Consider the following 23,220-nt stretch of genomic DNA (forward strand, 5'->3'; position numbering starts at 1 on the left):
TCTCAGGTCGCCTGCAGGGCCGGGCGCGGGCGGGGTCCGGACGCCACCAGCCGGAACCGGCGCGGCCGCACGAACAGCAGGTCGAGCGCCGTCCCGCGGACCAGCCGCTCCAGTGCCAAGGGCAGAACGACCGCCATCGTCATGACCGCGAGGCTCGCGAGGCCGATATCGCCGATCGCGCCGGTGCGCACGAGGACCTCCCGGGTCGCGGCCATGGGCAGCGAGAAGGCGAGGTAGATCACGATCGAGCGCTGGCCGCAGGTCCGGACAGCCTCCGCGACCGGGCCGCCGGCGCGGCCGATCAGGGAGGCCGCCACCACGATCGCGAGGGCACCGGCGGCGCCGAGGGCGAGGCTCACCAGCGGCAGGCTGGCGAGGGTCGGATGGTCCGGCAGGCCCGACGGGGTCAGCGCGAGCCAGCCCTCGAGGAATGCCCAGGCGGCGAGTCCGCACAGGGCGAGCGGGACGCGGCGGCGCGCCGCGTCGGCGAGCGCGAAGATCCGGCCGGCGAACAGGTAACCCGCGACGAAGAAGACGTAACGGGCGCAGAATTCCTCGATCAGGGTCGACTCGCTGCGGATGTCGGCGATCTGCAGCAGGGCGGCGCCGGCGAGGAGCACGCCGCCGGGCACGCGACGCAGGGCCTTGGTGACCACCGAGAACACCGCCAGCAGGTAGATGAACCAGAGGCTGGAATAGGGCTCGATCAGCGCGTGGGCGAGGTGCGCCGCGAAGGCCGCGGGCCCGGCATCCCCGACGATCTTGCCGCATCTGGCAACCGACTGGATCACCAGCCAGAGCAGGTAGAAATAGGCGAAGTGGACGACCCGGCGGTCGGAGAACAGCCGCCAGTCGCGGTCGATCACCCGTCCGACGAACAGGCCGGAGAGCAGGAAGAAGTCCGGGATCCGGAACGGCTTCGCGAAGGCGACGACCGGGTGGAGGAAGCCCTCGCCGCCCATGGCCTCGCCGGTGCCGACGACCGAATGCATCATGACGACCAGGAGGATGCAGATCCCCTTGGCGATATCGACCCAGGCGAGCCGATCTCCCGTATCACCGACCCCGGCCATCGACCCACCCCTCGCGATCGGGGTGATCCTGGACCGGTTCGGGTTGACGGCAAGGAACGGGGCGGCGGCCACCTGCGGATAGGACGAACGCGCGGTAAACGCCGGCCGGTCAGTTGCTGCGCCGCGCCGACCGCCGCGCGCGGGTCATGCGCGTCGCCGCGTGGAAATCGTCGGGCTTGCCGCGGACCCAGACGAGGAAGCGCGCGATCTCCGGATCGGCGCGCAGCGCCTCGACGTCCGCGAGGCGCTTGGCGATCTCCGCCTCGCTGTAGCGGGCGTGGATCGCCGAGTGGCAGATCTGGTGCAGCCGGACCGTTCCGCGATGGGTCCCGCCCTTGAGCTTCGGCGTGAGGTGATGGAGGCTGGAGCGGGCGCGGCGCGGGATCGGGCGCTCGCAGAGGGGACAGACCGGGTCCGGCGGGCCCGGAACGCCCGGCGCGTCCGGATCCTCGGCGCTCCAGCGCTGCGAGCGCCGTCCGACCACGCGAGCCTCCCTCTCCTACCCCTGCTGGTCCGCCGGCTGCGGGCAGGCCGGACCGACGCGCGACCCGAACAGCGCCTCGGCCTCGCGATCCCGGATCCCGAGGATGGAGACGTGGTCCCCCGGGACCACGTCGATTTGGGCCCGGGGGCCGGCCGCCTCGGCGAGGTTCCGCGCCAGCTTGGCCGGCACGACCGTGTCGTCGCGGCCCTGCACGATCAACACGGGCGCCGTCCCACCGCGGATGCGCAGGTCCGAGCGGTACGTGTCGCGCAGGAGCCAGATCGGGGCTAGCGGGACATGCAGCCGCACGGTGTGGGTCATCGAGTCGAAGGGCGCCTCCAGGTACAGCCCGATCGCCGGCACCCGCTCGGCGACGGCCACGGCCACGGCGGCCCCGAGGGAATGGCCGTGGAGCAGGATCGGCGCGCCGGGCGCCCGCGCCCGCGCGGCCTCGACGGCCGCCAGCCCGTCGCGGATCAGCCCGTCCTCGCTCGGACTCCCGGTCGAGCCGGGATAGCCGCGATAGGCCACGGAGAGCACACCCCAGCCGCCCGCCCGCCAGGGCCCCGCGGCGAATCGCGCCGCGTGCGGCTCGGGGCGCGACCCGTTGCCGTGGAAGCTGACGACGACGCCGCAGCCCGGCCGCGGCGGCCGCCACAGACCGTGCAGGCTCTCGCCGTCGGGGGTCGCGACCGTGATCGTCGCGAGGCCGGGCGGGTTCGTCCACGGGTTCTGCGGACCGAAGGCGCCCGGGTAGAGGAACCGCCGCTGCCCGAGCGCGAGCGCGGCGCAGGCCAGGCCGCAGAGCAGGAGCGCGGCGAGCAGGAGGCCGGCGAGGAGGCGCATGCGGTCTGGGAGAGCGAGGGCGTTCGGACGAACGGTTTCCGGGATGTGTTTTCTAGGGCGACGGGTCAGCATTGACAAAGCCGTCCGCGAGCCCGAGTCTGGAACCGTTCCGAGGGGGGCCCTGCAGAGGGCTGAGATTGGGCACGCTGCCCTGACCCTTGAACCTGATCCGGCTCATACCGGCGGAGGGACGGGAACCTGCGGTCGCCTCTCGCGCGACCTCATCTCATCTCGGCCATCGCGTGGACCGGACCGCTCCAGCACGAGGAGAGGCCCACGATGAACGCACCCGTTCTCCCGAAGGACGTGAAAGGCAGCCCCGAGACCGTGACCACGGGTCCGGTGACCGGATCGCGCAAGGCCTACGCGAGCCCGGCCGGGCGGCCGGACATCCGCGTACCCTACCGCGAGATCGTCCTCTCCGATCCGAAGGAGGAACCGGTGCGGGTCTACGACCCGTCGGGCCCCTACACGGAGACCGATGCCCGCATCGACCTCAATGCCGGCCTCCCCGGCGTGCGCGAGCCCTGGATCGCGGCGCGCGGCTACGCGTCCGTCGCCCCGCGCGCGGTGAAGCCCGAGGATAACGGTTTCGCGGGCGACAAGCTCGTGGCCCCCTGCCCGGCCGAGCGGACCGTCCGCAAGGCGGCCCCGGGCCAGATGGTGACCCAGTACGAGTTCGCCCGCGCGGGGATCATCACCGAGGAGATGATCTACGTCGCCCATCGCGAGAACGTCTGCCGCGAGGCGATGCTCGCGGGCGCCGAGGCCGCGCTCGCCGACGGCCAGAGCTTCGGGGCCTCGGTCCCGCCCTTCATCACCCCGGAATTCGTGCGCGACGAGATCGCCCGCGGCCGGGCGATCATCCCGGCCAACATCAACCACACCGAGCTGGAGCCGATGGCGATCGGCCGGAACTTCCTGGTCAAGATCAACGCCAATATCGGCAACTCGGCCGTGACCTCCTCGGCGGCCGACGAGGTCGAGAAGCTCGTCTGGTCGATCCGCTGGGGCGCCGACACGGTCATGGACCTGTCCACCGGCCGCAACATCCACAATATCCGCTCGTGGATCATCCGCAACAGCCCGGTTCCGATCGGCACGGTGCCGATCTACCAGGCGCTGGAGAAGGTCGGCGGCGACCCGCTGAAGCTCGACTGGGAGGTCTTCAAGGACACGCTGATCGAGCAGGCCGAGCAGGGCATCGACTACTTCACCATCCATGCCGGCGTGCGGCTCGCCCACGTGCCGCTGACCGCCCGGCGCGTCACCGGCATCGTCTCGCGCGGCGGCTCGATCATGGCCCGCTGGTGCCTCGCCGGGCACCGGGAATCGTTCCTCTACGAGCGGTTCGACGAGATCTGCGACATCATGCGGGCCTACGACGTCTCGTTCTCGCTGGGCGACGGCCTGCGCCCGGGCTCGATCGCCGACGCCAACGACGCCGCCCAGTTCGGCGAGCTGGAGACGCTGGGCGAGCTGACCAAAGTCGCCTGGGACAAGGGCTGCCAGGTGATGATCGAGGGCCCCGGCCACGTGCCGATGCACAAGATCAAGGTCAACATGGAGAAGCAGCTGAAGGAGTGCGGCGAGGCGCCGTTCTACACCCTCGGCCCGCTGACCACCGACATCGCGCCCGGCTACGACCACATCACCTCGGGCATCGGCGCCGCGATGATCGGCTGGTTCGGCACCGCGATGCTCTGCTACGTCACGCCGAAGGAGCATCTCGGCCTGCCCGACCGGGACGACGTGAAGACCGGCGTCATCACCTACAAGATCGCCGCCCACGCCGCCGACCTCGCCAAGGGGCATCCCGCCGCGCAGCTCCGGGACGACGCGCTCAGCCGCGCCCGGTTCGACTTCCGCTGGGAGGACCAGTTCAACCTGGGCCTCGACCCGGATACGGCGCGGCGCTTCCACGACGAGACCCTGCCGAAGGATGCCCACAAGGTCGCGCATTTCTGCTCGATGTGCGGGCCGAAATTCTGCTCGATGAAGATCACGCAGGACCTGCGCGCCGAGGTGCTGGCGATGGAGGAGGCCGGCGAGGTCGTGGGCGCGGCGCCCGCGATGTCGAAGGCCGAGGCCGAAGCCGGCATGCGGGCGAAGTCGCAGGAGTTCCTGGCCGAGGGCGGCAAGCTCTACGTCGACGCCGCCGAGTGAGGTGACGGCACGCCCGGTCCACTCAGGACCCGGGCGTGCCGCCGTACGGGACCTCGATACCGAGCATGTCGCCCGGGCGGGCGCATCCAGCCTCAAGTGGCTCCCCTCGGGCGGCCAGTAGGCGGTCGACGCGGCCTCGCACAGCATCCGCGTATCCCGATCCTGGACGATGCACTGGACCGGGCGCTGCGACTGCCCGCGCAGCGCGACGACGATGAAGCGGTCGCGGGAGACCTTGATCGGCCCGCGTCCGTGGATCGCGACGAGCCGCGCCGCGATCGCGCAGCGGTGCGCGCGGATGAACTGCGCGGGCGTTCCCGGATCGCCCGGCGCGCCGAGCGCCGCCGTCCCCGCCAGGACGAGCATCGCCGGCATCCTGGACAGGGCGTGCTCCACGTAGCGCTGTTCGGATCGCGGCCCCGTCCCCGGAAGACGAGCGGGACAGCGGCCGAGTCGGCGTCAGTGAAAAAGCAGCACGGATTTGTGTCGCGGCGGTAACGCGATGTTCATCGCGTCTCCGATCGCGCGCCAGCATCCGGTGGACCGGCAGGCGCCATTAAGGAACGATTAGGCAGGACCGCGCCTCAATCCTTCGATCACAGGATCGCAGGAGACCGGCGATGGAGATCCGAACGCTGACATCCACGACGCCGGGGCCGCAGGGCCTCGACGCGCTCGGAGCGACGGCCGCCGCCGCCGTGACCCAGCAGGCGCCCGAGCCCAAGACCCCCGCCAAGCCGCTCGAGCCCGCGGTGAAGCTCGACATCGGCACGAACGGCGGCAAGGCGCGCTACATCCAGGACCCGGACACGAGCTCGATCGTGTTCCAGGTGGTCGATCCGTCGTCCGGCAACGTGATCGACCAGCTCCCGAGCGAGACCGCCCTGCGCAATCGTGCCTACGATTCCGCCCGCAGCGCGGAGGGTTCGCAGAGCAGCAGCCTCTCCCGCGTCGCCTGAGGGCCGTCGCTCAGGCGCGCAGCCGGCGGACCGAGTCTTCGACCGGCGGCGCGGCCAGGCCGAACTGCGCCAGCGACAGGATCTCCACCGGCGCGTCCCGCCGCGCGACGAGGACGCTGTTCTCGGCGACCGTCGTCCAGGCGCCGTGGTCCCGGTCGAGCGGCTCCGAGGCGACCACCACGCCGTCCTCCGAGGCGCGGTAATAGAGCGAGTTCGCCTTGTCGTTCGCGGCGAACCGGAACGCGTAGAGATCGCGGCCGTCCGCCAGCGCCGCCGTGAACCGGAACGGATGCGCTCCGGCGAGGTCCGTGAGCCGCGCGAGCGCGCGCGCCGTCGCGTCGACCGGATCGCGGCGCGACCCCGGGCCCATCAGGCCGCAGCCCAGCAATCCCAGGAAGATCGCCTCGGAATCGGTGGTGCCGGCGCGCGACGGGTAGAGCTCGTCGGGGATCAGCGCCTCGACCGGCCGCCGCAGGCGGCTCCAGTCGCCGATATAGCCGTTGTGCACGAACAGCCACGGGCCGCAAGCGAAGGGATGACAGTTCGGCCGGGTGATCGGCGTCCCGGTCGCGGCGCGCACGTGCGCGAAGAACAGGTGCGAACGCAGGTGCCGGCACAGGTAGCGGAGGTTGTCGTCCGACCAGGCGGGCTGGACCTCGCGGTACCGGCCCGGCTCCGGGTGATCGCCGTACCAGCCGAGGCCGAACCCGTCGCCGTTGGTCGCCGCGGTCGATTCGAGCGCCGCGATGCTCTGCGAGACGAGGCTGTGGGACGGCTCGGTGACGTAGTGCTCCAGCGGGATGGTGCGTCCCGCATAGGCGATCCAGCGGCACATCGACGGGCTTCTCCGGGTGTCTGTCGGCCGGCTGATCCGGGACGATCGTGGACAAAGCGCGGCACCTTGAGCGCGCGGTCGATCACGATCTGTCGCGAAAGCCGTGCCGCGGCCCGTCTCAGACGCCGTGGGTCTGGAGCCAGCTCTCCAGAAGGGCCACCTGCCAGAGCTTCGAGTTGCCCTTGGGCGTCAGCGTGCCGTCGGGATCGGCGAGCAGGTGATCGACGTAGGCGCGGTTGAAGATGCCGCGCGCGCGCGCCTCGGGCCGGTCGAGGATCTCGCGGACGTAGTCGAGGAACGGGCCGCGGATGTGCTTCAGGGCGGGCACGGGGAAATACCCCTTCTTGCGGTCGATCACCTCGGCCGGGACAACCGCCCGCGCGGCTTCCTTCAGGATGTACTTGCCGCCGTCCCGGACCTTGAGCTCCGCCGGGATGCGGGCCGCCAGCTCGACGAGGTCGTGGTCGAGGAACGGCACCCGCGCCTCGAGGCCGCAGGCCATCGTCATGTTGTCGACCCGCTTGACCGGGTCGTCGACCATCATGACCTCCTGGTCGAGCTGCAGCGTCTTGTCGATGGCGCTGGCGCTCCGCGACTTCGCGAAGAAGGCGGCGATGTAGTCGGTGCTGTGATCGCCCCCCAGCATGTCGGGCGTCAGAGCCTCGCGCATCTCGGCGTGGTCGCGGTCGAAATACGCTTTCGCGTAATCGGCGACCGGGTCGGTCGAGCCCATCAGCTTGGGGTACCAGTGATAGCCGCCGAACACCTCGTCGGCGCCCTGCCCGCTCTGGATCACCGTCACGTGCTTGGCGACCTCCTGCGAGAGCAGGAGGAAGGCCACCGCGTCGTGGCTCATCTGCGGTTCCGACATCGCCGCGATCGCCGCGGGCAGCGCTTCCAGCGTCCGGGAGCCGTCGACCGCCAGCTTCGTGTGGTCCGTGGCGAAGGTCTCGGCGACGATATCCGAGTACTTGAACTCGTCGCCCTCGACGCCGTTCACCGCGTCGAAGCCTACCGAGAAGGTCTTCAGGCCCTGCTGCCCGCTCCGCGCGAGCAGGGCCACGAGCAGCGAGCTGTCCAGGCCACCCGAGAGCAGGACGCCCGTCGGGACGTCGGCGACCTGCCTGCGCTCGACGGCGGTGCCCAGGGCATCGAGAACGGCCTCGCGCCAGTCCGCCTCGGTCCGGCCGCGGTCGGCCTCGCGGGGTCCGATCGCGAGTGTCCAGTAGGTCGACGCGTGCTGCGTCCCGTCCTGCTCGATCGTCAGGATCGTCGCCGGTGCCAGCTTGCGCACACCCTTGAGAATGGTGAGCGGGGCCGGCACGCCCGCGTGCCAGCTCATGTAATGGTGGAGGGCGACCGGATCGATCGCGGTATCGACGTCGCCGGCCGCGAGCAGGGCCGGGAGCGACGAGGCGAAGCGGAACCGGGTTTTCGTCTCGCTGTAGTAGAGCGGCTTCACGCCCAGCCGGTCGCGCGCCAGCACGACCCGCCCGGATTCCCGCTCCAGGATGGCGAACGCGAACATGCCGGCGAAGCGCTCGACGCAGGCACGGCCCCAGGCATGATAGGCCTTGAGCACCACCTCTGTGTCGCTGGCCGAGAAGAAGCTGTAGCCCGCCGCCTCGAGTTCGGCGCGCAGCGCGCGGAAATTGTAGATGCAGCCGTTGAACACGATCGCGAGCCCGAGCGCCGGATCGACCATGGGTTGCTGGCCGGCCTCGGACAGGTCGATGATCTTGAGCCTGCGATGGCCGAAGACGACCCGGCCGGAACCGAGAAGCCCCGCGGCGTCCGGCCCGCGCGGTTGCAGGCATCCCATCATCGCGTCGACGGCGGCGGGGTCCGCCGGCCTGTCGAAACAGATCTCGCCGCAGATTCCACACATGATGTCAGCAGGGTCTCGGTCGGGCGCGACGCACGCTCCGTCGAGCGAAACGGCCCGCGCGCCGCGGCGTTCCGCCGATCCGGCCACGGCGCTGCGCCAGGTCCCGGTCCGACCGTCCGCGGATCGGGGCCGGGGACGACGGACCCGTTTGACGCCGTCGCCGTCGAACTGCTAGACCATGGCCGTACATGGGCGCACGGCGCCGTTCGGAGTTCGCGCTCCGCGACAGACCGTTTCCGTGCAGACCATGTCGGCGGGCGTAGTTCAGTGGTAGAACGTCAGCTTCCCAAGCTGAATGTCGTCGGTTCGATCCCGATCGCCCGCTCCAAAGCTTTCCCCTTACAGCGCAACGGCTTACGGCGGCATCCTCACCCGCCCCGACGCACCCCGAAAATGGGTGGATACAACGGGGATACAACGCAAAGCCCTTAACCCTTTGACGGATCACGCCTTGCGCTGATTCGGCGCCGCGGGCAGAATCCCGCCCATGAAGACCCTCCGCAAATCGAAACGCTTGCCGGCCTGACCGGCCAGCCACCCGCCGCCGGGAGACCCGCGGCCGCGCTCGATTTCCGGACCACCACCATGGCTATGTTCTTTACGGCCGACACGCACTTCGGCCACCGCGGCATCATTCGGATGTGCGAGCGCCCCTACGCCGACGCGGCCGAGATGGATGAGGCGCTCATTAAGTCATGGAACGCCAGGGTCCAGCCGAGCGATACGGTCTGGCATCTGGGCGACTTCGCGATGGGGCCGAAGCGCGAGCGGCTCGCCGCGATCTTCGAGCGGCTCAACGGGACGAAGCGGCTCGTGAAGGGCAACCACGACGGCCCGGCGACGCTCGCGCTGCCGTGGGCCCAGGTCGAGAAGCTGGTCGAGATCTCGGACCACGGGGTGTCCCTGGTCCTTTGCCACTACCCCCTCAGGGCATGGCGCGGGTCCTTCGGCGACACGATCCAGCTCTTCGGCCACACCCACGGCCTGCTGCCGGGGACGACGCAGAGCTGCGACGTGGGCGTCGATTCGTGGGGGATGGCGCCGGTCTCGCTGGCGCAGATCCTCCACCGGTGCGGCCAGGAGAAGGCCGAGCCGGAGGAGCGGCTCCGGGCCCGGGGGAAGTCGCCGCGCTAGGCGGCGGACACCTCACCCCTGTCCTCGGCGGCGTAGAGCTCGCGGACCTCGGCGACGTTGCGCAGCAGCTCCTCGATGCGGGCCTCGGCGACGGCCCGGAGCGCCGGCATGATCCAGCCGGGGACCGGGCGTGCCTGCACGCCGTCGTGAAGCCAATGGGCAATCCTGTTCTGCGTCATGGGCCGGCCGCCCGCCTCGGACAGGGCCCGGGCGAGCGGGGTCTGCCACGCCTCGCCGTAGAGACATCTCCCAACCTTCACGACCATGTCGCGGCGGCGGCGACGCTCCTCGTCGGAGACCAGCTCGCGAAGCGGTATCGGCTTGACGTTCTCGGGATTCGGCGCGCTGGCCATGTCATCAATCTCCACGTGCTTGGGCCAGAACCTCGCCTCCAGCTCCCTGTCCGACCCGACAACATTGGAGATCCGGTTCAGGGTCTCGATCATGCCGGCGACGTCGTAGTCCGGCTGAGGAAGCACCTTCTTCAGCAGGTCCATGACCTGCGGCATCTCCAGTGCCTTGGACAGGCTGACGAGCGTGACCAGGGGATTGTCAGGGTCGTGCCTCGCCGGCCGCTTTCGAATCGTCATGTGTACGCCCTCCAACGGTGTGGAATGTACCACCGTAGGAGGCGCGTTCAAGTGTCCGGTCGTTAAATTACGACGCAGGTGATCGGATACCCCCAGTCGTTGAGGCCGTCCGGCTCCCGCCGCAGGGCCTCCTCCAGGAGGTGGGGCAGGACCTTGGCGAGGAGCTCGACGTCGTGGCCGGATTCGTGCCTCGCATCGCGGTCGCCGCGATCGACGCCGAACCGCTCGCACAGGGCGTCCAGGCTCGATGGCGCCCCCGGCCAGAGGAGCTTCGACAGGGCCTTCGTGTCGAACGTGCCGTGCTGAAACGACGGCCTGGACCCGCCGGCGCGCTCGCACTCCATGTCGAGGAAGGCCATGTCGAAGGGCGCGTTGTGGGCGAAGATCGCCGGCGTCCCGTCCATGTGGCGATGCTCGTACCACCCCGCCCCGATGAGGAAGCGGCGGAAGGGCGTGCAGATGTCCTCGAACCGCGGCTTGCCGCGCAGCTCGTTCGGGCCGAGGCGGTGGACCGCCAGGGCCTGCGGTGTCGAGGCGCGGCCGGGGTCGACGATGAAGCTCGCCGAGTGGCCGGTCGGCTCGACGAAGACCTTCCCGTCGCGCTTGCCGGCCCGGTAGGCCCGGCCGGTTATCGAGACGATCCGGTCGCCGTTGAGCGGGTGGAGGCCGGTCGTCTCGCAGTCGAGGACGACGAATGACACCCCGTCGTCGACGATGTGCCGCAGGTCGCGCAGGTGCGGGTACGCCTCAAGATTGATCTGCGTACCGGTCGCGGTCTCCAGCAGCACGGCGTAGAGCGACGTGCCGTAGAGCTGCTCGCGCGGCGCGTTGAGGAGGCGATCCGTGACCTCGGGGAGGAGCGTGTCCTCCAGGGTCTGGCGATACTCACCGATGGCGCTCTGGGCGGCACAGAGCGTGTGGTAGTAGGCGTCTACGGCGTTGAGGCGCAGCATCTCGCGCCCCATCCGTTCGACGGCCTCGGAGGGGGACTGCGGGTCCGGACCCGGGGGGAGCATGTCGGCTTGGCTCACGGCTGGTCCTTCCCTTCCTGGGCGTTGGCGTTGAGGCTGTACTCGGGGTCCGTCGCACCGCAGATCGAGGCGATGATGAAGAGGAAGGCGGCGACCACGAAACCCGTGACGCAGCAGATCGCCAGGGCCATGAGGCCGTAGGCCATCGGCAGGCCATAGCCCGAGAAGGCGATGGTCGCGGCCACGAGGCCGATGCCGCTCGTGAAGGCGCGGGCCGGTGTTCCGGCGATGCCGGCGATGATGGTCTTTACGTTCTTCACGGGTTCCCCCTCTCGAAGGCGTTGCGGCGCTGGACGGCGCGCAGGCGCCGGGCGGATTCGGCCCGGCCGACGCGCGGGTAGTCGGTGACGCCGGCCACCTGGAGCGCCCGGCTGACTTGGGTGATGGTGAGCCCGAGGGCGCGGGCCGCGTCGGTGATGCCGCCCTCGCGGAAGACGGCGCCGACGATGGCGGCGATCTCCTCGGCGGAGCGGCGCGACCGCACCGTGGGACTGCCCTTCACGATGCGGCGCCCCTCGGTCACGGCCTTTGACAGGACGTCGCGGCTCCGCATGGCGTGGAGCTCGCACACCGCGTCGAAGGAGTGGCTGACGGACAGGCGGTACAATTTCACTGGGTTGAGCGGGGCGAGGACCTTTTCGTCCACGCTGTCGCGGTCACGTTTTTTGGGCATTGCGAGTCCCTTCCCTCTCGACGGGGATGTAGACGGGGGGCTGATCGGCCTTGCGCAGGCCGATAGCGGCGAGCACCGCGGGCCCCGGGGGCTTCACGCCCGAGAGGACCTCGGAGAGGTACGGAGCCTTCACCCCGCAGGCCGCCGCGAAGCGCGACTGGCCGCCGGCCGCCACGCAGGCGGCCCGGATGCGGATGATGACCTCCGATCGGGGGATGGGGCGCTTGCTCACCGGCCGCCCTCGGATGCCTTGAGGCGGCGGGCGGCGCGGGAGACCGAGTCCGGGTGGACGCCCCACGCGCGGGCGAGGCGCGCCTGCGAGACGCCGTCCATGCCGAGGGCGATCCGCAGGATCGGCTCCGGGGGCAGCCGGCCCTGCGTACGGCTCCTCGACAGTTTCAGGGCGATGGCCCGGGCCCGGACCGCGGCTGGATCCTCGCCGTGCGCACGGGCGATCGCGGCGTACGTGGCGCCGCCGGCGAGCGCCGCGCGCAGGACCGATTCGGGGATTTGGCAGGCCACTGGAAACCCTCAGACACTCGTAACGTGACGGTGATCTTCGTCTCGTTATTCCGAGCGTGAGGATACAACGACCGGAGGGTTTGGCCAGTCGGCGAATCGAGCTTTCCGCGAAAATCTTGCGCTAAGTCGCTGAGGTAACGCGTTTCTCGCTATTTTCGGTCGTGTCGGAAAACGGAAATTCCCCTGCAATCACCGAGGCTTCTGCCAATCTCTCCGCGCGTGTAAATTACCGTGGTCGCACCTGAATGTCGCACCACTCCGCACACGCTTGCGCGACTTTGGCACTCCCGGGTTTGGTCCGGACATTCGCGTCCGTGGCGAATCCCGGCGTTTGTCGATTGCGTCCGCGAGTCCTTCAATCGATCCATCGGGGGCGGCGCCGTCGCCCCGGTTCGGTGGAGGGTGTCGTGGGTGCTTTTTGGAAATTTCTCGCCCGGGCGTTCCGGAGGATGGCCCGGTCGCTGAAGCGGTTGGCCCAGCGGCTCAAGGGCGGCGCCGCCGCCGCGGCCGAGGTCGCGGAGGACGTCTACGAGGGGGCCCTGGAGGTCGCCCACGATGCGATCGACGTGGCCGAGCACGTCGCGGCCGTCCCCGGCGCCGCCGTCGCGGGATTGCTGGGTGCGCGGGCCCCGGGGCCGGGCGACATCGCCGACGCCGCCGTGGCGGCCGATACCGGCCCGATCGTGCCGAAGGCCCCCGAGGCCAAGCCGTCCTTCAAGCGGGCGCCGTTCGTCTCGGAGAGGATGCTCGACCTGATCGCCGGGCGGATCGGGGAGCGGGAGGCGAAGCTGCCCGACTCCGTTCGCTTCTGGCTCGCCGACATGAGCGAGGACGATCGGCAGGGCCTGGCGCGGTTCTCGGTCGGGCAGCTGGAAGCGCACTTCCGCAACGACCGGATGATCCCGGGCGTGCCGCGGATCTACTCGCGCGATGAGGTCCAGGCGCGGTACGCACAGGAGGGCCTGCCCCTGGAGACCGCCCTTAGGGAGCTGAGGATCGACGCGATGTGCGAGGCGCAGGCCGCGGCGGCGCGCAAGCGCGGGGACCGGCGCGAGGCGGAGAGGGCCGACGAGGCCCTGGGCGTCTCGCTGGCGCGGCGGTACGCGGTGCCGCCCGAGGCCTACGTGCACGAAGCCCCGGCCATGCGGATGTGACCGCGGGACCGGGGCTCGGGAATCCGTCAGGCCCCGGGGCGACCCGGGGCCTTTTCTATGCGTGGAGGCGGCGGGCCCGGGCGATCTTGGCGGCCTCGATCACCGCGGCCTCGGCCCGGGCGGCGCGGTCGCTGGAGGTCTGCAGGGCCTCCCACATCGCCTGGAGCTCGGCGCGGAGCTCCGCGTTCTCGGCCTCCAGGGTCTGGGCGGCGGCGATGGCCTGGCCCTCGGTCTTCCGGGCATCCTTCAGGCAGGCGGCGAGGACCTGCACCGACACGACGCCGGCCTGGCGACGCTCCTCGCGACGCGCCGCGGAGGCCTCCACGCCGGCCCGGAGAGCCTCCATCATCGCGGCGCCCCGGGTTGCGGTGCGGCCCAGGTCGACCGCCAGATCCATCCCGATGCCCATGTCCCGCTCCGCGAGTTCGCGTTACCCGTGGACCCCATTGATTCGGACGCGGGAATCCCGGTCAAGCGCCGCCTGTGGACGGGGTTAACGGATCGCTACGCAGGGATGTCCGAGAGGGCCTGGGCGCTCCCCCCGTTACTCCTATCCATCGCATCGCGTTTCTCGAAAATGTTCGACACGGTGTCGCCGCCGCGGGGCCGTGTCGACACGCGGAGAGGTAACGCGGTCCAGGGAATGAATCGCGTTTCTCCGGAAAATGTGCGCAGAGCGCACGACGTGCGCACGCGCTACGCGAGGGAGCCGACGATCCCGATATCCGGCCCCGTGGCGTTGGGGTCCGCGGCCGTCCCCGAGCTCCCGGAGGGCGGCGTGGCGATCAGGAGGAGGTCGTTCTTCGCGAAGATGATCGGCGTCGCGTTGAACAGGCCGATCGACCCCACCTTCGACCCGGCCGCCCAGAAGGCGATGCCGATCTGCGTCGTGTTCTGGAAGACCTGCAGGGTGAGGTCGTTCTTGGGCGCGGTGTCGAGGACGGCGTAGCCGCTGAAGCTCTGCAGGAACCGCGTGGCCCTGGCGAACCGCCGCCGGAACAGGATCGCGCCGGGCGGGACGTTGGCGAGGACGATTGCGCTGTAGAAATTCACCTCGACGGTCTGGGGCGGCACGCTGACCATGAACCAATACGGCGTGCCCGCATAACCGGGGACCGAGCTGGGCCCCGTTGCGTTCGGCTTCGTGCCGGCCGGCATCGCGACGTTCAGCCGGTAGAGCTGCGGCCCGGCGTACGTGTAGGCGGGGTCGGTCCACAGCACGCCGTCGCCGACGTTGTACTGGACCGTGTCGTCGTAGGGGCCCTGGAAGGTGAAGAAGTCCTTCCCCGGCTGGCCCTGGAGCGCGATCGTCATCCACTTGCCCGCGGCCTTGTCGGTCGGGAAGTCCGTGCCGGCGGTGTGGGCGATCATCGCGAGGTACGAGCCGCCATTGAACGAGACGAGGTCGTTGGCCCGGTAGGCGGTGCCGGCGACCCAGTCCCCGCGCGCCGTGAACGGTGCCGAGGGCAGCGCGTAGGGGCCGTAGGTCGTGCCGTCGGTCAGGGTCACGAGCAGGGTGTTCGCGACCGGATCGAAGGTGATGACCTGGATCCCGGTCGCGGTGAGGCCTTCCTGCTCGATCGTGGTGACGCGCGAGTCGAGGTTGGCGATGTTGCCGTCGGCTTCCTGGGCCGTAAGCGGCGCGCCCTTGTTGGCGAGGAGGGTGATGGGGGGCAGCACGGCGGGTTATCCTGCGAAGCCTGCGGGGAGGTCGTCGACGAAGTGGACGGGCGGGTTGTTGTTCGGGGAGTTCGGATCGACGCCGCCCAGCAGCGTGCCGGTCTTCGAGTCCTTCGGCGTCGAATTGAACGTCGGGCCCCCGGAGCCGCCGCCGGACGACGTCTGCCACTTCCAGCCGATCTGCACCTGGCCGATCATGAGGAGCTGCTGGAAGCCGTCGTGGTACGGTTGCGCCGGGTTCGTCGAAGAGTTGTCGGGGTTCAGCGCTCCGAGCTTGGGCAGCGGCGGGGAATAGCTGTAGTTGACGAGCTGGCCCGGGTTCGCGGCCTGGTTCCCGTCGATGGACTGCAGCGGCCTGGCGGGACCGTCGAGGTTGAAGCCGGAGCCCAGCCGCGGCTCGATCCCGGGGCGCGTCCGGTTCGCCGCCTGGATCGCGGCGGCCTGCTCCATCGGGCCTCCGCCCAGGGGTGAGTCGTCGCTCATGGTTCTTCGCGATGCCGGCCACCTTGCGCGCCGTGGAGACGGCGGCCGAACCGAGCCGGTGCAGGACCGAGATCGCGTGCGAGCCGAGCCAGCGGGTGATCCTGTACCCGACGCGCACGGCCCCCAGGCCGAGCCGCACAAGGCCACCACCGACGTGCCCGACGACCCGGGCGATGCCCTTCAGGGGCGCGATGGCGATGTGCGCCGCCCCGCCCGCCAGGCGGCGGGTCATGCGGCCCATCTCGACCGCGAACGAGCGCAGCACCGGCACGCCGGCCACCCCGAGGGCGAACCGGAATGGCACGCCGAGCGCGTTCCCGAGGATGGGCAGGATGCCCTTGGTCGACAGGGCCTTCGCCAGGTTGCCGATGCCGGGCAGGCCGAGCTTGGGCAGGTTCCGCTGGAAGGCGGACAGGGCCCGCATGTTGCGCTCCCAGGCCTGCTCGGAGGCCCGCGCGGCGCGCTCGTTCGCCCGCTGCGCCAGCTCGGCCATGCGCACGGCCTCGCGGCCGGCGCGCTCCTCGGCCCGGGCCCGCCGCTGCGCGGCCCGGACGGATTCCCGCGCGGCGCGATCGGCGGCCCGGGCCTGGAGGTTGGCGGTCCGGGTGGCCTCGCGCTCGCGGTCGCGCTCGAACCGCATGACGAGGCGCGCGTAGTCCTGCTGGACCCGCATCTCCGCCGCGGCGGCGCGCTCGCGCTCCTTCTCGGTCTGACCCGCGGCGCGCTGGATGAGGCGCTCGGCCTTGATCCAGGCGCGGGCGACCTCGTCGGCGGCGTGGCCCATCCGCTGGGCCGCGGCCTCGGCGGCGCGGACGCGCTGCTCCTCGGAGGCCTGCACGGACCGGACCTCGTCGGCCGATGCGCGGGCGATGTTGATCAGCGCCTGCTCGGAGGTGCGGCGCATCTCCTCGATGGCCTGGCGGTGGGCGGCGCGGCGGCGGGCCACCAGGGCCTCGAACCGCTCGGGGTCGCGCTGGGCGGCGCGGACGTTGCGGTCGAACCGGCCCACGTCGCCGTTATCGCGGCCCATGGCGTCGGCGCGGGTCCGGGCCTGCTCGACCCGGTTCAGGGCGTCGATCTGGGACTTGGCGGACACCGCCTCGCGGGCGACGCGCGCCTTCTCGGCCCGCTCCTCGTCCTGGAGGCGGCGCTTGCCCTCGGCCGCGTCGGTGGCGGTCTGGTCCTTGACGATCCTGACCCGGTCGGCCGCGGCGCGCTTGGCGTCCTCGACCCGCCGGCGCTGGATCTCCTTCTCCTTCCAGTAGGCCTCCTCGGCGAACTTGACCGCCTCGATCGAGGCCTGCTCGTCGGCGCGGGCCTTCTCGCGGGCTGCGAAGACCGTGGGGTTGCGCTTCAGCGCCTCGGTCTCGCGCAGGAAGGTGGCGGTGGCCCGGGCGACGGCGCCGCGCTCCTCGCGGGCCTTCTTGATCGCCTCGCGGAACGCCTGCAGGCGGGCGGGGCCTTCCTCGCGAACCTGCGCGACGCGCGCGGCGCCGCGGGAGGCGGCCTCGGACTCGGCCTGGCGACCGACCTTGACCACCTGCTCGTTGAAGACGCGGGCCTTGTCCAGGCGGCCCCGGGCGGCCTCGGCGGCGCGGGCGGAGCGCTCGATCTCGGCCTGGGCCGCGGCCTGCGCAGCGGCGACGCCGGACGCGGAGCGCCCGAGCTTCCCCTGCGCATCGACCATCGACAGGATGCCGGCGACGGCCGCCTTCGCGCCGGCGACGACGTCCCCCACGCCGCCGACCGAGAAGGTCGTCCTCAGGTCGGCTATCTCGCGGCGCATCGCCACCGGCGGGGACTCCTATCAGGGCATGGTGTCCAGGAATTCCTGGAACTCTTCCGGCTTGACCCCCTCCAGGGTCGCCCACCGCATCGCGACCGTGTCGCTGACCCTCTCCCGCCTCCGGTCCTCCCGGAGGAGCATCAGGTCGAAGAACAGCTTGTTGATCGTCAGCTTCCAGGGATCCCCGGCGTAGCCGAGGATCTTCAGGAGCCTGACGGCCTTTACGATTGCGACGAGGAGGTTTCGGTCGAGGCCGAAGTCGTCTCCGTCGGCTCGTCGTCGGGGCTCACCGGACCCATCTCGCCCAGGAAGATCTCCGTCACGGCGCCGGAAAAATCCAAAGGGCGCGCCCCCTTCGTCTTGCGGTCGCAGGCCCCGGCGAACGCGGCGAAGCGCGGGTGCTTGACGATGTGCGCCTCGAAGGCGCGGTCGCCGGCCCGGTCGACGCAGATCGCGATGAGGGCGGCCTTCACCTCGACGCCGTGGGCGATCTCCCTCTCGGCGAACGCCACGAGGTCGAACTGCATGAGACCGGACTCCGGGGCCACCGGGTCGGCCGGGGGCCGGTACCCGATCTTGCCGCGGCCGGCGGCGATCTCGCGCGCCTCCTTCTCGGCGGCGGCCTTGGCCTGGCTCACGCCGAGCTTGATGCCGTCGACGTACTCGGCCTCGACGACCGGGAACCGCTTGACGATGCCCTGGAAATATTCGCCGGCGGTGGCGCCGCGGAACTGGACCACCTTGGCGGGCTGGTCGCCCCGGGCGGGCATGAGTTCGAAGGGCTCGTAGTCGAGCTCGTCGACGTACGAATACAGGTCTTCGGCCTGGGCCTTGGTGAGCTTGTCGGACATGGAAGCGGTTCCCCTCCGCTACGGTGGATGAAGGCGTGAGGGGGCGGCCTGCGCCACCCCCGGATTCGGTCAGGCGGTCGGCAGGTCGACGACGTAGCCGCGCTCCTTGCCGACGGGCTGCGTGACGTCGAACTCGATGAGGCCGTCGATCTCGACCTTGGTCGGCTCCTTGCCGTTGTCGATGAGGTTCTGCGAACCGTTCATCCGGAACGACACGAGCGGGTAGACGTGGTCCTGGTTCGGACCCCAGAGGTTGTTCTCGCGGATGATCAGCTTGCCGCGGATCTCGCGAAACTGGAGCACGCGGAAGAAGGCGCGGCCCATGTCGGCCGTGACGGCGGGGGCCGTGAAGTCGACCTGGTCCGCGGCACCCGGGGACACGAGGACCTCGACGCGGCCGGACAGCGGGTCGTAGTTGTAGTGGCTGTAGTCGACGTTCGTGAAGATCACGCCGTAGACCTTGGCGCCCGTGTTCGGATCCACGCAGTCGAAGATGTCGCCGGACTTCGCGGTGGCCGGGATGTTGACCACGCCGGCGTTGACCGCGGCCTGGGTATAGGTCTCGCCGACGGGGGCCATGTACGACAGGGCCTGGACGACGGGGCCGAAGCTCATGCAGGTGAGCTTGAAGTCCTCGTTCACCGAGGTGGTGACGCGGGCCAGGATCGGCTTCTCCGGCACCTCGTTCGAGGTCAGGTCGACGTGCTCGGTCTTGACGTTGCGCTGGAATTCGCAGTCGCCGAGGTTGCGGGCGGCGTTCTGGCCCTGGGGCTGGAACAGCGCCTGGCCGGAGAGAAGCTTCTTGAGGTTCGCGGATGCTGCGCGGAAAACGGCGGGCATGGTCAGCTCCTGACGGGTGCGCCGTCCTCCTGGACGAGCGTGATGATGAAGCGGAGGGTGAGGTGGGCGATCGCGCCCTTGCCGCCCGGCAGGGCGGTCAGGGTGTCGTCGACGAATCCGAATTCGGCCGGGCGCAGCCCGAGGACCGGCCGGGGCCCGAGCACGTCGTTGCGCTTCAGGGCGCCCTCGACGGCGACCGCGAGGTCGTCGAGCGCGTCGCAGCAGGACGGCTCGCCGGGATCGGCGAGGTCCGGCTCGGGGCCGTCCCCGACGATGATGACGTGGACGAAGTAGCTGCGGAGCAGCGAGCTGGCCTGCTCGGAGAAGAGCTCGCCCTTCGACCGCATCACGTCGACGAAGATCGCGGCGAGCTCGCCGTCGGCGACGATGCCCGCCGCCCGGCCGGCATGGATGCCGCCGGGCACGAGCGAACCCACCTGCGAGCGCAGGCGGTCCGCCACCGCATTCCTGATCGCCTGCCGGTCGTGCAAGGGGATCTCACTCCTCGATGGAGCGAGCGTCCCCTCCGGGGCGGGCCAATGCCACGGGCAAAGCGACCGGGCGGATCAGCCGTTCCTGGTCGCGGCGAGGTAGCAGTCGACGTTGCCGGCGCGGTATTCGAACGCGATCGCCACCGCCAGCTCGACGCCGTCGAGGAACACGTGGTCGCCGCGCTTCGGGGCCCTTGGCAGGTCCGCGACCGCGTAGGTCACCACCGTCTTGGTCACCCAGTCGATCCGCTTGGCGACCTCTTCCTGGACGGTCTCCTCGCGGACCACCGCCCGGAGCGGATAGCCGTCCGGGGTGGTGTCGATCAGGACGCCGTCGAGGCGGATCGGGACCGGGTCGCGGTCGGCGACCCGGGCGTGTCGGGGTTTTCGGGCTCGGGATTCGGCATGGCCGTGCCGCCGACGTCCTTGAGCTGCTGCTCCAGGCGCTCCTTGACCTGCGCCTCGACGATCCCGCCGATGATGCCGGTGAGGAAGGGACCGAGGCCCGCCGCGCCGCCGGGGGGCGGCGGCAGGAAGGCCGAGTAGTAGAGATTCATCGCCTCGGAGCGCGCCTTCGACTCCGCGTTCTGCGCGTCGACCTCGACCGGATCCTCGCCCATCGCCTCGATCGCCGCGTCGCGCGACATGAGGCCAGCCTGGACCTGAAGCAGGAGGGCGTTGCCCTCCTGGTACTGGTTCGGGTTTTTGGCGGCGACCCAGCGCCAGCGGTGCTCGTAGAGCTCCCAGTCCTTGGTGCCGGCCGGGGGCGTCCACAGCTTCAGGGACACCACCATGTCCACCATCATGCGGTAGAGCGGGCGCAGGAGCTGCGTCTCGATCCGGTCGCGTTCGGTGTCGGCGAACTGGCGCAGGGCGACCTGCGCGGCGCGCCAGGTGCGGTCGGTGGTGCCCCTCCAGTCGCCCGTGAAATCCTCGTAGGTCGCGCCGACGGCGGCGGCGATGTACTGGAGGGCGAACCGGACGTAGGGCTCGTAGCTCTGGCCCGTGTCCGGCGGGTTGTTCCACTTGATCTCGGTGCCGGCCGGAAGCTCGGTGAGGATGCCGGCCTCAAGCTGGATCTCGCTCTTGGCGGCCTGCTGCGAGGCGGCGATCGCAGCAGCATCCGGGTTCTGGTACTCGCCCGGCCAGGCCTGTCCCTCCTCGCCGGCGGGGCGGGTGATCCAGCCCGTGACGAGGGTCGAGACGTGCTTGCGGGTCGCCTCTGCGAACTCGTAATTGTGCAGCTGGAACAGCCGCACCAGCACCGGCGCGAGCGCCGAGTCGCCGCGCATCGAGTTCGGACGGACCGGCTTCCTGAGGTGGAAGATCTTGCTCGCCGGGACCGGGGTCGGGATGTTGGCGCCGCCGTTCAGCGAGAGCGCCATGCCGTCGAGTGGGTGGACCGGATACTTCCAGTAGGCCGTCGGGACGTCGATCCCGTTCACCTCGATGCCGGTGAAGATCCGGTTGCCGTTCTCGCCGATCAGGGTCTTGGTGTGGTCGACCTGCTCGGCCTCGATCAGCTCCAGCTGGAACGGGAGCGTCAGGCCGTCCGAGAGGGCGCGCGGCCGGACCTGGAAGAACGCCTCTCCGTCCACCTTCTCCATGGTGGCGGCGGCCAGCATGAGGCCGCCCCACGACATGGATCCGCGGTTGTGGATGTCGGGCAGGTGCTGGCGGATGATCCGCTGCAGCTCCGGGAACTTCGAGGTCGGTAGGGGCCCCGTCCCGATGATCGTGGACAGGACCAGCGCCAAGCCGCGCGCGATGTTCGCATCGTTCTTGTAGGCGTGGCGCGCCAGGTTGATGGTCTGGCGGGCGTAGCGGGCGTTCTCCAGCGGCCCCATCGAGCCGACCGCCGGCATCTTGAACTTGGGGTCGAGCGCCTCGACGGGCGTGGCGTAGCGGCCGGCCCAAGGGAAGCTGGCGCGCGCCTGCGCGATCCCCTGGCGGGCCCCCTTGAACAGGGTGTCCACCGCCCGGGTGATCATCGACTTCTTGGTGTCGACGGGCGCGGGAGCCGCGCTGCGGGGGGCCTGGCGACGGGCCATCAGCGGCACCGCCCCCAGCCGAACCCGAATGGGCTATAGAAGCCGGGGACGTAGTTCGGGGTCCCGACGACCCGAACGAATCGGGGACCGGTCTGGACCTCGGCGAGCAGGTCCTTGTCGCCGATGAGCTTGGCGTACTGCGTGTAGAGCTGGCGCAGCCGGCCCTCGGCATCGGCGCGCTTCAGCTGCTCAAGGCGGCCCGCGTTCGGGTACTCGATGACGTCGGAGCCGGCCGTATAGCCGTCCTCGATCGCCTCGATCGATTCCTTGAGGTAGGCGATGCGGGCAGCCGTGTTGCCTCGCGTGTAGCCGTAGGGGATTGGCACAGGGCAACTCCGCGGAGAGCCCCATTGCCGCCCCTCGCGCGGGCCAATGCCACGGGCAAAGCGCCTAGCGCGCCCCGCCGAAGGTGCTGCGCGTCGAGATCATGGGGCGAGGCGCCGCGGGCCGGGGCGCGACCGGCGCCGCGGGGCGCGGCATGATCGGCTGGCGATGCTCCAGGGCCTGTCCGGGGCGCGAGATGATGCCGAGCTCCTGGCTGAGGTCGGACATGGCCGAGAGGTCCCGGCCATCGTAGCGCAGCCGCGGCGGCGCGTCCTCGGGTGTCCTGCGGATCAGCTCCAGCGCGACGCTCGGGTACCGGCGCTTGACCCATTCCAGGGCGGCGTAGGCGTAGACGAAGCAGTCCCACGCCTCGCCGGTGAACACCGTGCTCTTGCGTACCCAGTGGTACAGGCCGGTGCGGGGGTCCTTCTTCGGGGCCTCCGCCAGCATGTCATCGAAATAGCGGGCGAGCACCGGGTTCTCGGCCATCGCGTGCGGGAAATGCACGAATCCCGGTCCCGGCTCGCTCGTGCGCAGGGACCGGTCGAGGGTGTCCTTCACGCCCTGGGTGCCGATCCAGAGGAACTTCTTACCGTCCTTGGTCAGGCCGTCCCGCTCGCCCAGCACCGGCTTGCGCTTGCCGGTCATTTCGGGCGCGCCGCGCACCGGGAAGACGTTCCAGCGGGCGAGGTCCGGGTCGGCGCAGAAGTCGATGACCTCGTTGATCATGTTGCCGTCGCCGGCGTCGAAGAAGGCCGCCCCCGAGTGGAGGACCTTCCCGCTCCGCTTCCGCCACGGTCGCTTGATGATGGCCTTCAGCGCGGACCGGCTCTGGGGCGAGAACGGGATGTGCTGGTCGAGGACGAAGTGGCCGATCAGCCAGCATTCCCCGAACCGGCCCCAGCCCCACACCGAGACCTCGACGCGCGCGGCGCGCGCGGATTCCGACCACGATCGAGCATTACCGCAAGGAGCTCGCGAAGACCCAGGAACACGGCATGATCCGCGCCGCGGTGCGCGAGATCGGCGATATTCCGGGCTTCAAGATCTGGGCGGTGATCAGGTCGGGATCGACGATCGCGGAGCGGGTCGCCTGCGTCGCGGTCTACGACAAAGAGGCCCTCATATACCATTCCCGACCTTTGGTCGTCATGCCGCCCAATGCCAGCAGGCGAGAGGTCGAGATCGCGATCGGCGCGTGGAAATCTGGATTCGACCGCGGCAGCACCACGGCCACGGTCGAGATTCAGTCCGGGCTCAAGAAGCTCCTGGGGATCCGGGACGAGTGACGGTTGGGCCCTGATCGGGGCCCACATCCGCGTGCGCCTGGCGGACCATCGCCACCATCAGCACCACAAC

25 protein-coding genes, 1 tRNA gene, 1 pseudogene and 1 riboswitch are annotated in these 23,220 nt (G+C 70.3%); of the genes and pseudogenes, 7 read left to right on the top strand and 20 right to left on the bottom strand.

Going from position 1 to position 23,220, the window contains the following annotated elements; translation table 11 throughout:
- Window positions 1-2: 2 nt before the first annotated feature.
- The 3 genes from J3A75_RS21400 to J3A75_RS21410 form a co-directional block, all read right to left on the bottom strand.
- Entirely contained in the window at window positions 3-1,073 is a 1,071-nt protein-coding gene (locus J3A75_RS21400) for an acyltransferase family protein (RefSeq protein ID WP_070999862.1), read from the bottom strand.
- Window positions 1,074-1,182: 109 nt separating this feature from the next.
- Window positions 1,183-1,557: a restriction endonuclease gene (locus J3A75_RS21405; RefSeq protein WP_029357731.1), complete on the bottom strand. Its 375-nt coding sequence runs from the start codon at window positions 1,555-1,557 to the stop codon at window positions 1,183-1,185.
- Window positions 1,558-1,572: 15 nt separating this feature from the next.
- Window positions 1,573-2,403 (bottom strand): alpha/beta hydrolase, encoded by an 831-nt coding sequence (locus tag J3A75_RS21410; protein WP_209650722.1) that lies wholly within the window; start codon window positions 2,401-2,403, stop codon window positions 1,573-1,575.
- 102 nt (window positions 2,404-2,505) lie between these two features.
- Window positions 2,506-2,611: riboswitch (TPP riboswitch) on the top strand.
- A 71-nt stretch (window positions 2,612-2,682) separates the two neighbouring features.
- Here J3A75_RS21410 and thiC point away from each other — a divergent pair.
- Window positions 2,683-4,569: a phosphomethylpyrimidine synthase ThiC gene (gene thiC, locus J3A75_RS21415; protein WP_012320131.1), complete on the top strand. Its 1,887-nt coding sequence runs from the start codon at window positions 2,683-2,685 to the stop codon at window positions 4,567-4,569.
- A 620-nt stretch (window positions 4,570-5,189) separates the two neighbouring features.
- Window positions 5,190-5,528, top strand: a complete 339-nt coding sequence (locus J3A75_RS21420) for a flagellar protein FlaG (RefSeq protein WP_012320132.1) — start codon at window positions 5,190-5,192, stop codon at window positions 5,526-5,528.
- 10 nt (window positions 5,529-5,538) lie between these two features.
- Here J3A75_RS21420 and J3A75_RS21425 read toward each other — a convergent pair whose 3' ends face one another.
- Both J3A75_RS21425 and J3A75_RS21430 read right to left on the bottom strand, forming a co-directional pair.
- Complete coding sequence (locus tag J3A75_RS21425; RefSeq protein ID WP_209650723.1) at window positions 5,539-6,363, bottom strand: class II glutamine amidotransferase; 825 nt, start codon at window positions 6,361-6,363, stop codon at window positions 5,539-5,541.
- Between the two features lie 118 nt (window positions 6,364-6,481).
- Window positions 6,482-8,251 carry an N-acetylglutaminylglutamine amidotransferase gene (locus J3A75_RS21430; RefSeq protein ID WP_053621063.1) on the bottom strand — a complete coding sequence of 590 codons (1,770 nt, stop codon included), beginning with the start codon at window positions 8,249-8,251 and terminating at the stop codon, window positions 6,482-6,484.
- 253 nt (window positions 8,252-8,504) lie between these two features.
- On the opposite strand from J3A75_RS21430, the gene J3A75_RS21435 reads away from it, so the two are divergent.
- Window positions 8,505-8,579 (top strand) — tRNA-Gly (locus J3A75_RS21435).
- 257 nt (window positions 8,580-8,836) lie between these two features.
- Window positions 8,837-9,385, top strand: coding sequence for a metallophosphoesterase family protein (locus J3A75_RS21440; protein WP_209650724.1), 549 nt, complete (start codon window positions 8,837-8,839; stop codon window positions 9,383-9,385).
- On the opposite strand, the gene J3A75_RS21445 is transcribed toward J3A75_RS21440, so the two are convergent.
- The 6 genes from J3A75_RS21445 to J3A75_RS21470 form a co-directional block, all read right to left on the bottom strand.
- Window positions 9,382-9,975 carry a hypothetical protein gene (locus J3A75_RS21445; RefSeq protein ID WP_063110544.1) on the bottom strand — a complete coding sequence of 198 codons (594 nt, stop codon included), beginning with the start codon at window positions 9,973-9,975 and terminating at the stop codon, window positions 9,382-9,384. The genes J3A75_RS21440 and J3A75_RS21445 overlap by 4 nt on opposite strands.
- Window positions 9,976-10,037: 62 nt before the next feature.
- Window positions 10,038-11,006 (bottom strand): exonuclease domain-containing protein, encoded by a 969-nt coding sequence (locus J3A75_RS21450; RefSeq protein ID WP_209650725.1) that lies wholly within the window; start codon window positions 11,004-11,006, stop codon window positions 10,038-10,040.
- Window positions 11,003-11,266 carry a hypothetical protein gene (locus tag J3A75_RS21455; protein ID WP_063110546.1) on the bottom strand — a complete coding sequence of 88 codons (264 nt, stop codon included), beginning with the start codon at window positions 11,264-11,266 and terminating at the stop codon, window positions 11,003-11,005. Before J3A75_RS21455 ends, J3A75_RS21450 begins: the two co-directional genes overlap by 4 nt.
- Window positions 11,263-11,652: a hypothetical protein gene (locus tag J3A75_RS21460; RefSeq protein WP_209650726.1), complete on the bottom strand. Its 390-nt coding sequence runs from the start codon at window positions 11,650-11,652 to the stop codon at window positions 11,263-11,265. The genes J3A75_RS21455 and J3A75_RS21460 overlap by 4 nt, the downstream gene beginning before the upstream one ends.
- Window positions 11,653-11,662: 10 nt before the next feature.
- Window positions 11,663-11,911 (bottom strand): transcriptional regulator, encoded by a 249-nt coding sequence (locus J3A75_RS21465; protein ID WP_063110548.1) that lies wholly within the window; start codon window positions 11,909-11,911, stop codon window positions 11,663-11,665.
- Window positions 11,908-12,201 carry a hypothetical protein gene (locus J3A75_RS21470; RefSeq protein WP_063110549.1) on the bottom strand — a complete coding sequence of 98 codons (294 nt, stop codon included), beginning with the start codon at window positions 12,199-12,201 and terminating at the stop codon, window positions 11,908-11,910. The genes J3A75_RS21465 and J3A75_RS21470 overlap by 4 nt, the downstream gene beginning before the upstream one ends.
- Before the next feature lie 449 nt (window positions 12,202-12,650).
- Here J3A75_RS21470 and J3A75_RS21475 point away from each other — a divergent pair, with 449 nt between their 5' ends.
- Window positions 12,651-13,355, top strand: a complete 705-nt coding sequence (locus J3A75_RS21475; protein ID WP_063110550.1) for a hypothetical protein — start codon at window positions 12,651-12,653, stop codon at window positions 13,353-13,355.
- Between the two features lie 55 nt (window positions 13,356-13,410).
- Here J3A75_RS21475 and J3A75_RS21480 read toward each other — a convergent pair whose 3' ends face one another.
- From J3A75_RS21480 to J3A75_RS21490, 3 genes are all read right to left on the bottom strand, one after another.
- Window positions 13,411-13,764 (bottom strand): hypothetical protein, encoded by a 354-nt coding sequence (locus J3A75_RS21480; protein WP_063110551.1) that lies wholly within the window; start codon window positions 13,762-13,764, stop codon window positions 13,411-13,413.
- Between the two features lie 287 nt (window positions 13,765-14,051).
- A complete protein-coding gene (locus J3A75_RS21485; protein WP_209650727.1) occupies window positions 14,052-15,035 on the bottom strand; it encodes a carbohydrate-binding protein in 984 nt (327 codons plus the stop codon).
- Window positions 15,036-15,041: 6 nt separating this feature from the next.
- Complete coding sequence (locus J3A75_RS21490) at window positions 15,042-15,518, bottom strand: hypothetical protein (protein WP_209650728.1); 477 nt, start codon at window positions 15,516-15,518, stop codon at window positions 15,042-15,044.
- On the opposite strand from J3A75_RS21490, the gene J3A75_RS21495 reads away from it, so the two are divergent.
- A complete protein-coding gene (locus J3A75_RS21495; RefSeq protein ID WP_209650729.1) occupies window positions 15,517-18,093 on the top strand; it encodes a hypothetical protein in 2,577 nt (858 codons plus the stop codon). The two genes, J3A75_RS21490 and J3A75_RS21495, sit on opposite strands and share 2 nt — an antisense overlap.
- A gap of 131 nt (window positions 18,094-18,224) precedes the next feature.
- Here the strand turns inward: J3A75_RS21495 and J3A75_RS21500 are convergent, their stop codons facing one another.
- From J3A75_RS21500 to J3A75_RS21525, 6 genes and pseudogenes are all read right to left on the bottom strand, one after another.
- Window positions 18,225-18,995, bottom strand: a complete 771-nt coding sequence (locus J3A75_RS21500; RefSeq protein WP_063110558.1) for a hypothetical protein — start codon at window positions 18,993-18,995, stop codon at window positions 18,225-18,227.
- Window positions 18,996-18,997: 2 nt separating this feature from the next.
- Window positions 18,998-19,486: a hypothetical protein gene (locus tag J3A75_RS21505; RefSeq protein ID WP_063110559.1), complete on the bottom strand. Its 489-nt coding sequence runs from the start codon at window positions 19,484-19,486 to the stop codon at window positions 18,998-19,000.
- Between the two features lie 75 nt (window positions 19,487-19,561).
- Entirely contained in the window at window positions 19,562-19,774 is a 213-nt protein-coding gene (locus tag J3A75_RS21510) for a hypothetical protein (protein WP_063110560.1), read from the bottom strand.
- Between the two features lie 35 nt (window positions 19,775-19,809).
- Window positions 19,810-21,537 carry a phage portal protein gene (locus J3A75_RS21515; RefSeq protein WP_209650730.1) on the bottom strand — a complete coding sequence of 576 codons (1,728 nt, stop codon included), beginning with the start codon at window positions 21,535-21,537 and terminating at the stop codon, window positions 19,810-19,812.
- Window positions 21,537-21,863, bottom strand: a complete 327-nt coding sequence (locus tag J3A75_RS21520) for a hypothetical protein (protein WP_063110562.1) — start codon at window positions 21,861-21,863, stop codon at window positions 21,537-21,539. The genes J3A75_RS21515 and J3A75_RS21520 overlap by 1 nt, the downstream gene beginning before the upstream one ends.
- Window positions 21,864-21,927: 64 nt before the next feature.
- Window positions 21,928-22,779, bottom strand: a pseudogene (locus tag J3A75_RS21525) (terminase gpA endonuclease subunit); the annotation flags it as partial.
- Window positions 22,780-22,859: 80 nt separating this feature from the next.
- Between J3A75_RS21525 and J3A75_RS21530 the strand changes: the two are divergent.
- Complete coding sequence (locus tag J3A75_RS21530; RefSeq protein ID WP_063110564.1) at window positions 22,860-23,150, top strand: hypothetical protein; 291 nt, start codon at window positions 22,860-22,862, stop codon at window positions 23,148-23,150.
- The last annotated feature ends 70 nt before the right edge of the window (window positions 23,151-23,220 follow it).

The organism is Methylobacterium sp. PvP105 (assembly GCF_017876975.1).
Lineage (GTDB): Bacteria > Pseudomonadota > Alphaproteobacteria > Rhizobiales > Beijerinckiaceae > Methylobacterium > Methylobacterium radiotolerans.

What these genes read in the sequence shown, in the direction of transcription:
- J3A75_RS21515 (WP_209650730.1), bottom strand. Translation starts at nt 21,537, where the DNA reads ATGGCCCGTCGCCAGGCCCCCCGCAGCGCGGCTCCCGCGCCCGTCGAC.
- thiC (WP_012320131.1), top strand. Translation starts at nt 2,683, where the DNA reads ATGAACGCACCCGTTCTCCCGAAGGACGTGAAAGGCAGCCCCGAGACC.
- J3A75_RS21475 (WP_063110550.1), top strand. Translation starts at nt 12,651, where the DNA reads ATGGCCCGGTCGCTGAAGCGGTTGGCCCAGCGGCTCAAGGGCGGCGCC.
- J3A75_RS21495 (WP_209650729.1), top strand. Translation starts at nt 15,517, where the DNA reads ATGGTTCTTCGCGATGCCGGCCACCTTGCGCGCCGTGGAGACGGCGGC.
- J3A75_RS21420 (WP_012320132.1), top strand. Translation starts at nt 5,190, where the DNA reads ATGGAGATCCGAACGCTGACATCCACGACGCCGGGGCCGCAGGGCCTC.
- J3A75_RS21490 (WP_209650728.1), bottom strand. Translation starts at nt 15,518, where the DNA reads ATGAGCGACGACTCACCCCTGGGCGGAGGCCCGATGGAGCAGGCCGCC.
- J3A75_RS21445 (WP_063110544.1), bottom strand. Translation starts at nt 9,975, where the DNA reads ATGACGATTCGAAAGCGGCCGGCGAGGCACGACCCTGACAATCCCCTG.
- J3A75_RS21500 (WP_063110558.1), bottom strand. Translation starts at nt 18,995, where the DNA reads ATGCCCGCCGTTTTCCGCGCAGCATCCGCGAACCTCAAGAAGCTTCTC.
- J3A75_RS21430 (WP_053621063.1), bottom strand. Translation starts at nt 8,251, where the DNA reads ATGTGTGGAATCTGCGGCGAGATCTGTTTCGACAGGCCGGCGGACCCC.
- J3A75_RS21425 (WP_209650723.1), bottom strand. Translation starts at nt 6,363, where the DNA reads ATGTGCCGCTGGATCGCCTATGCGGGACGCACCATCCCGCTGGAGCAC.
- J3A75_RS21440 (WP_209650724.1), top strand. Translation starts at nt 8,837, where the DNA reads ATGGCTATGTTCTTTACGGCCGACACGCACTTCGGCCACCGCGGCATC.
- J3A75_RS21410 (WP_209650722.1), bottom strand. Translation starts at nt 2,403, where the DNA reads ATGCGCCTCCTCGCCGGCCTCCTGCTCGCCGCGCTCCTGCTCTGCGGC.
- J3A75_RS21400 (WP_070999862.1), bottom strand. Translation starts at nt 1,073, where the DNA reads ATGGCCGGGGTCGGTGATACGGGAGATCGGCTCGCCTGGGTCGATATC.
- J3A75_RS21530 (WP_063110564.1), top strand. Translation starts at nt 22,860, where the DNA reads ATGATCCGCGCCGCGGTGCGCGAGATCGGCGATATTCCGGGCTTCAAG.
- J3A75_RS21480 (WP_063110551.1), bottom strand. Translation starts at nt 13,764, where the DNA reads ATGGGCATCGGGATGGATCTGGCGGTCGACCTGGGCCGCACCGCAACC.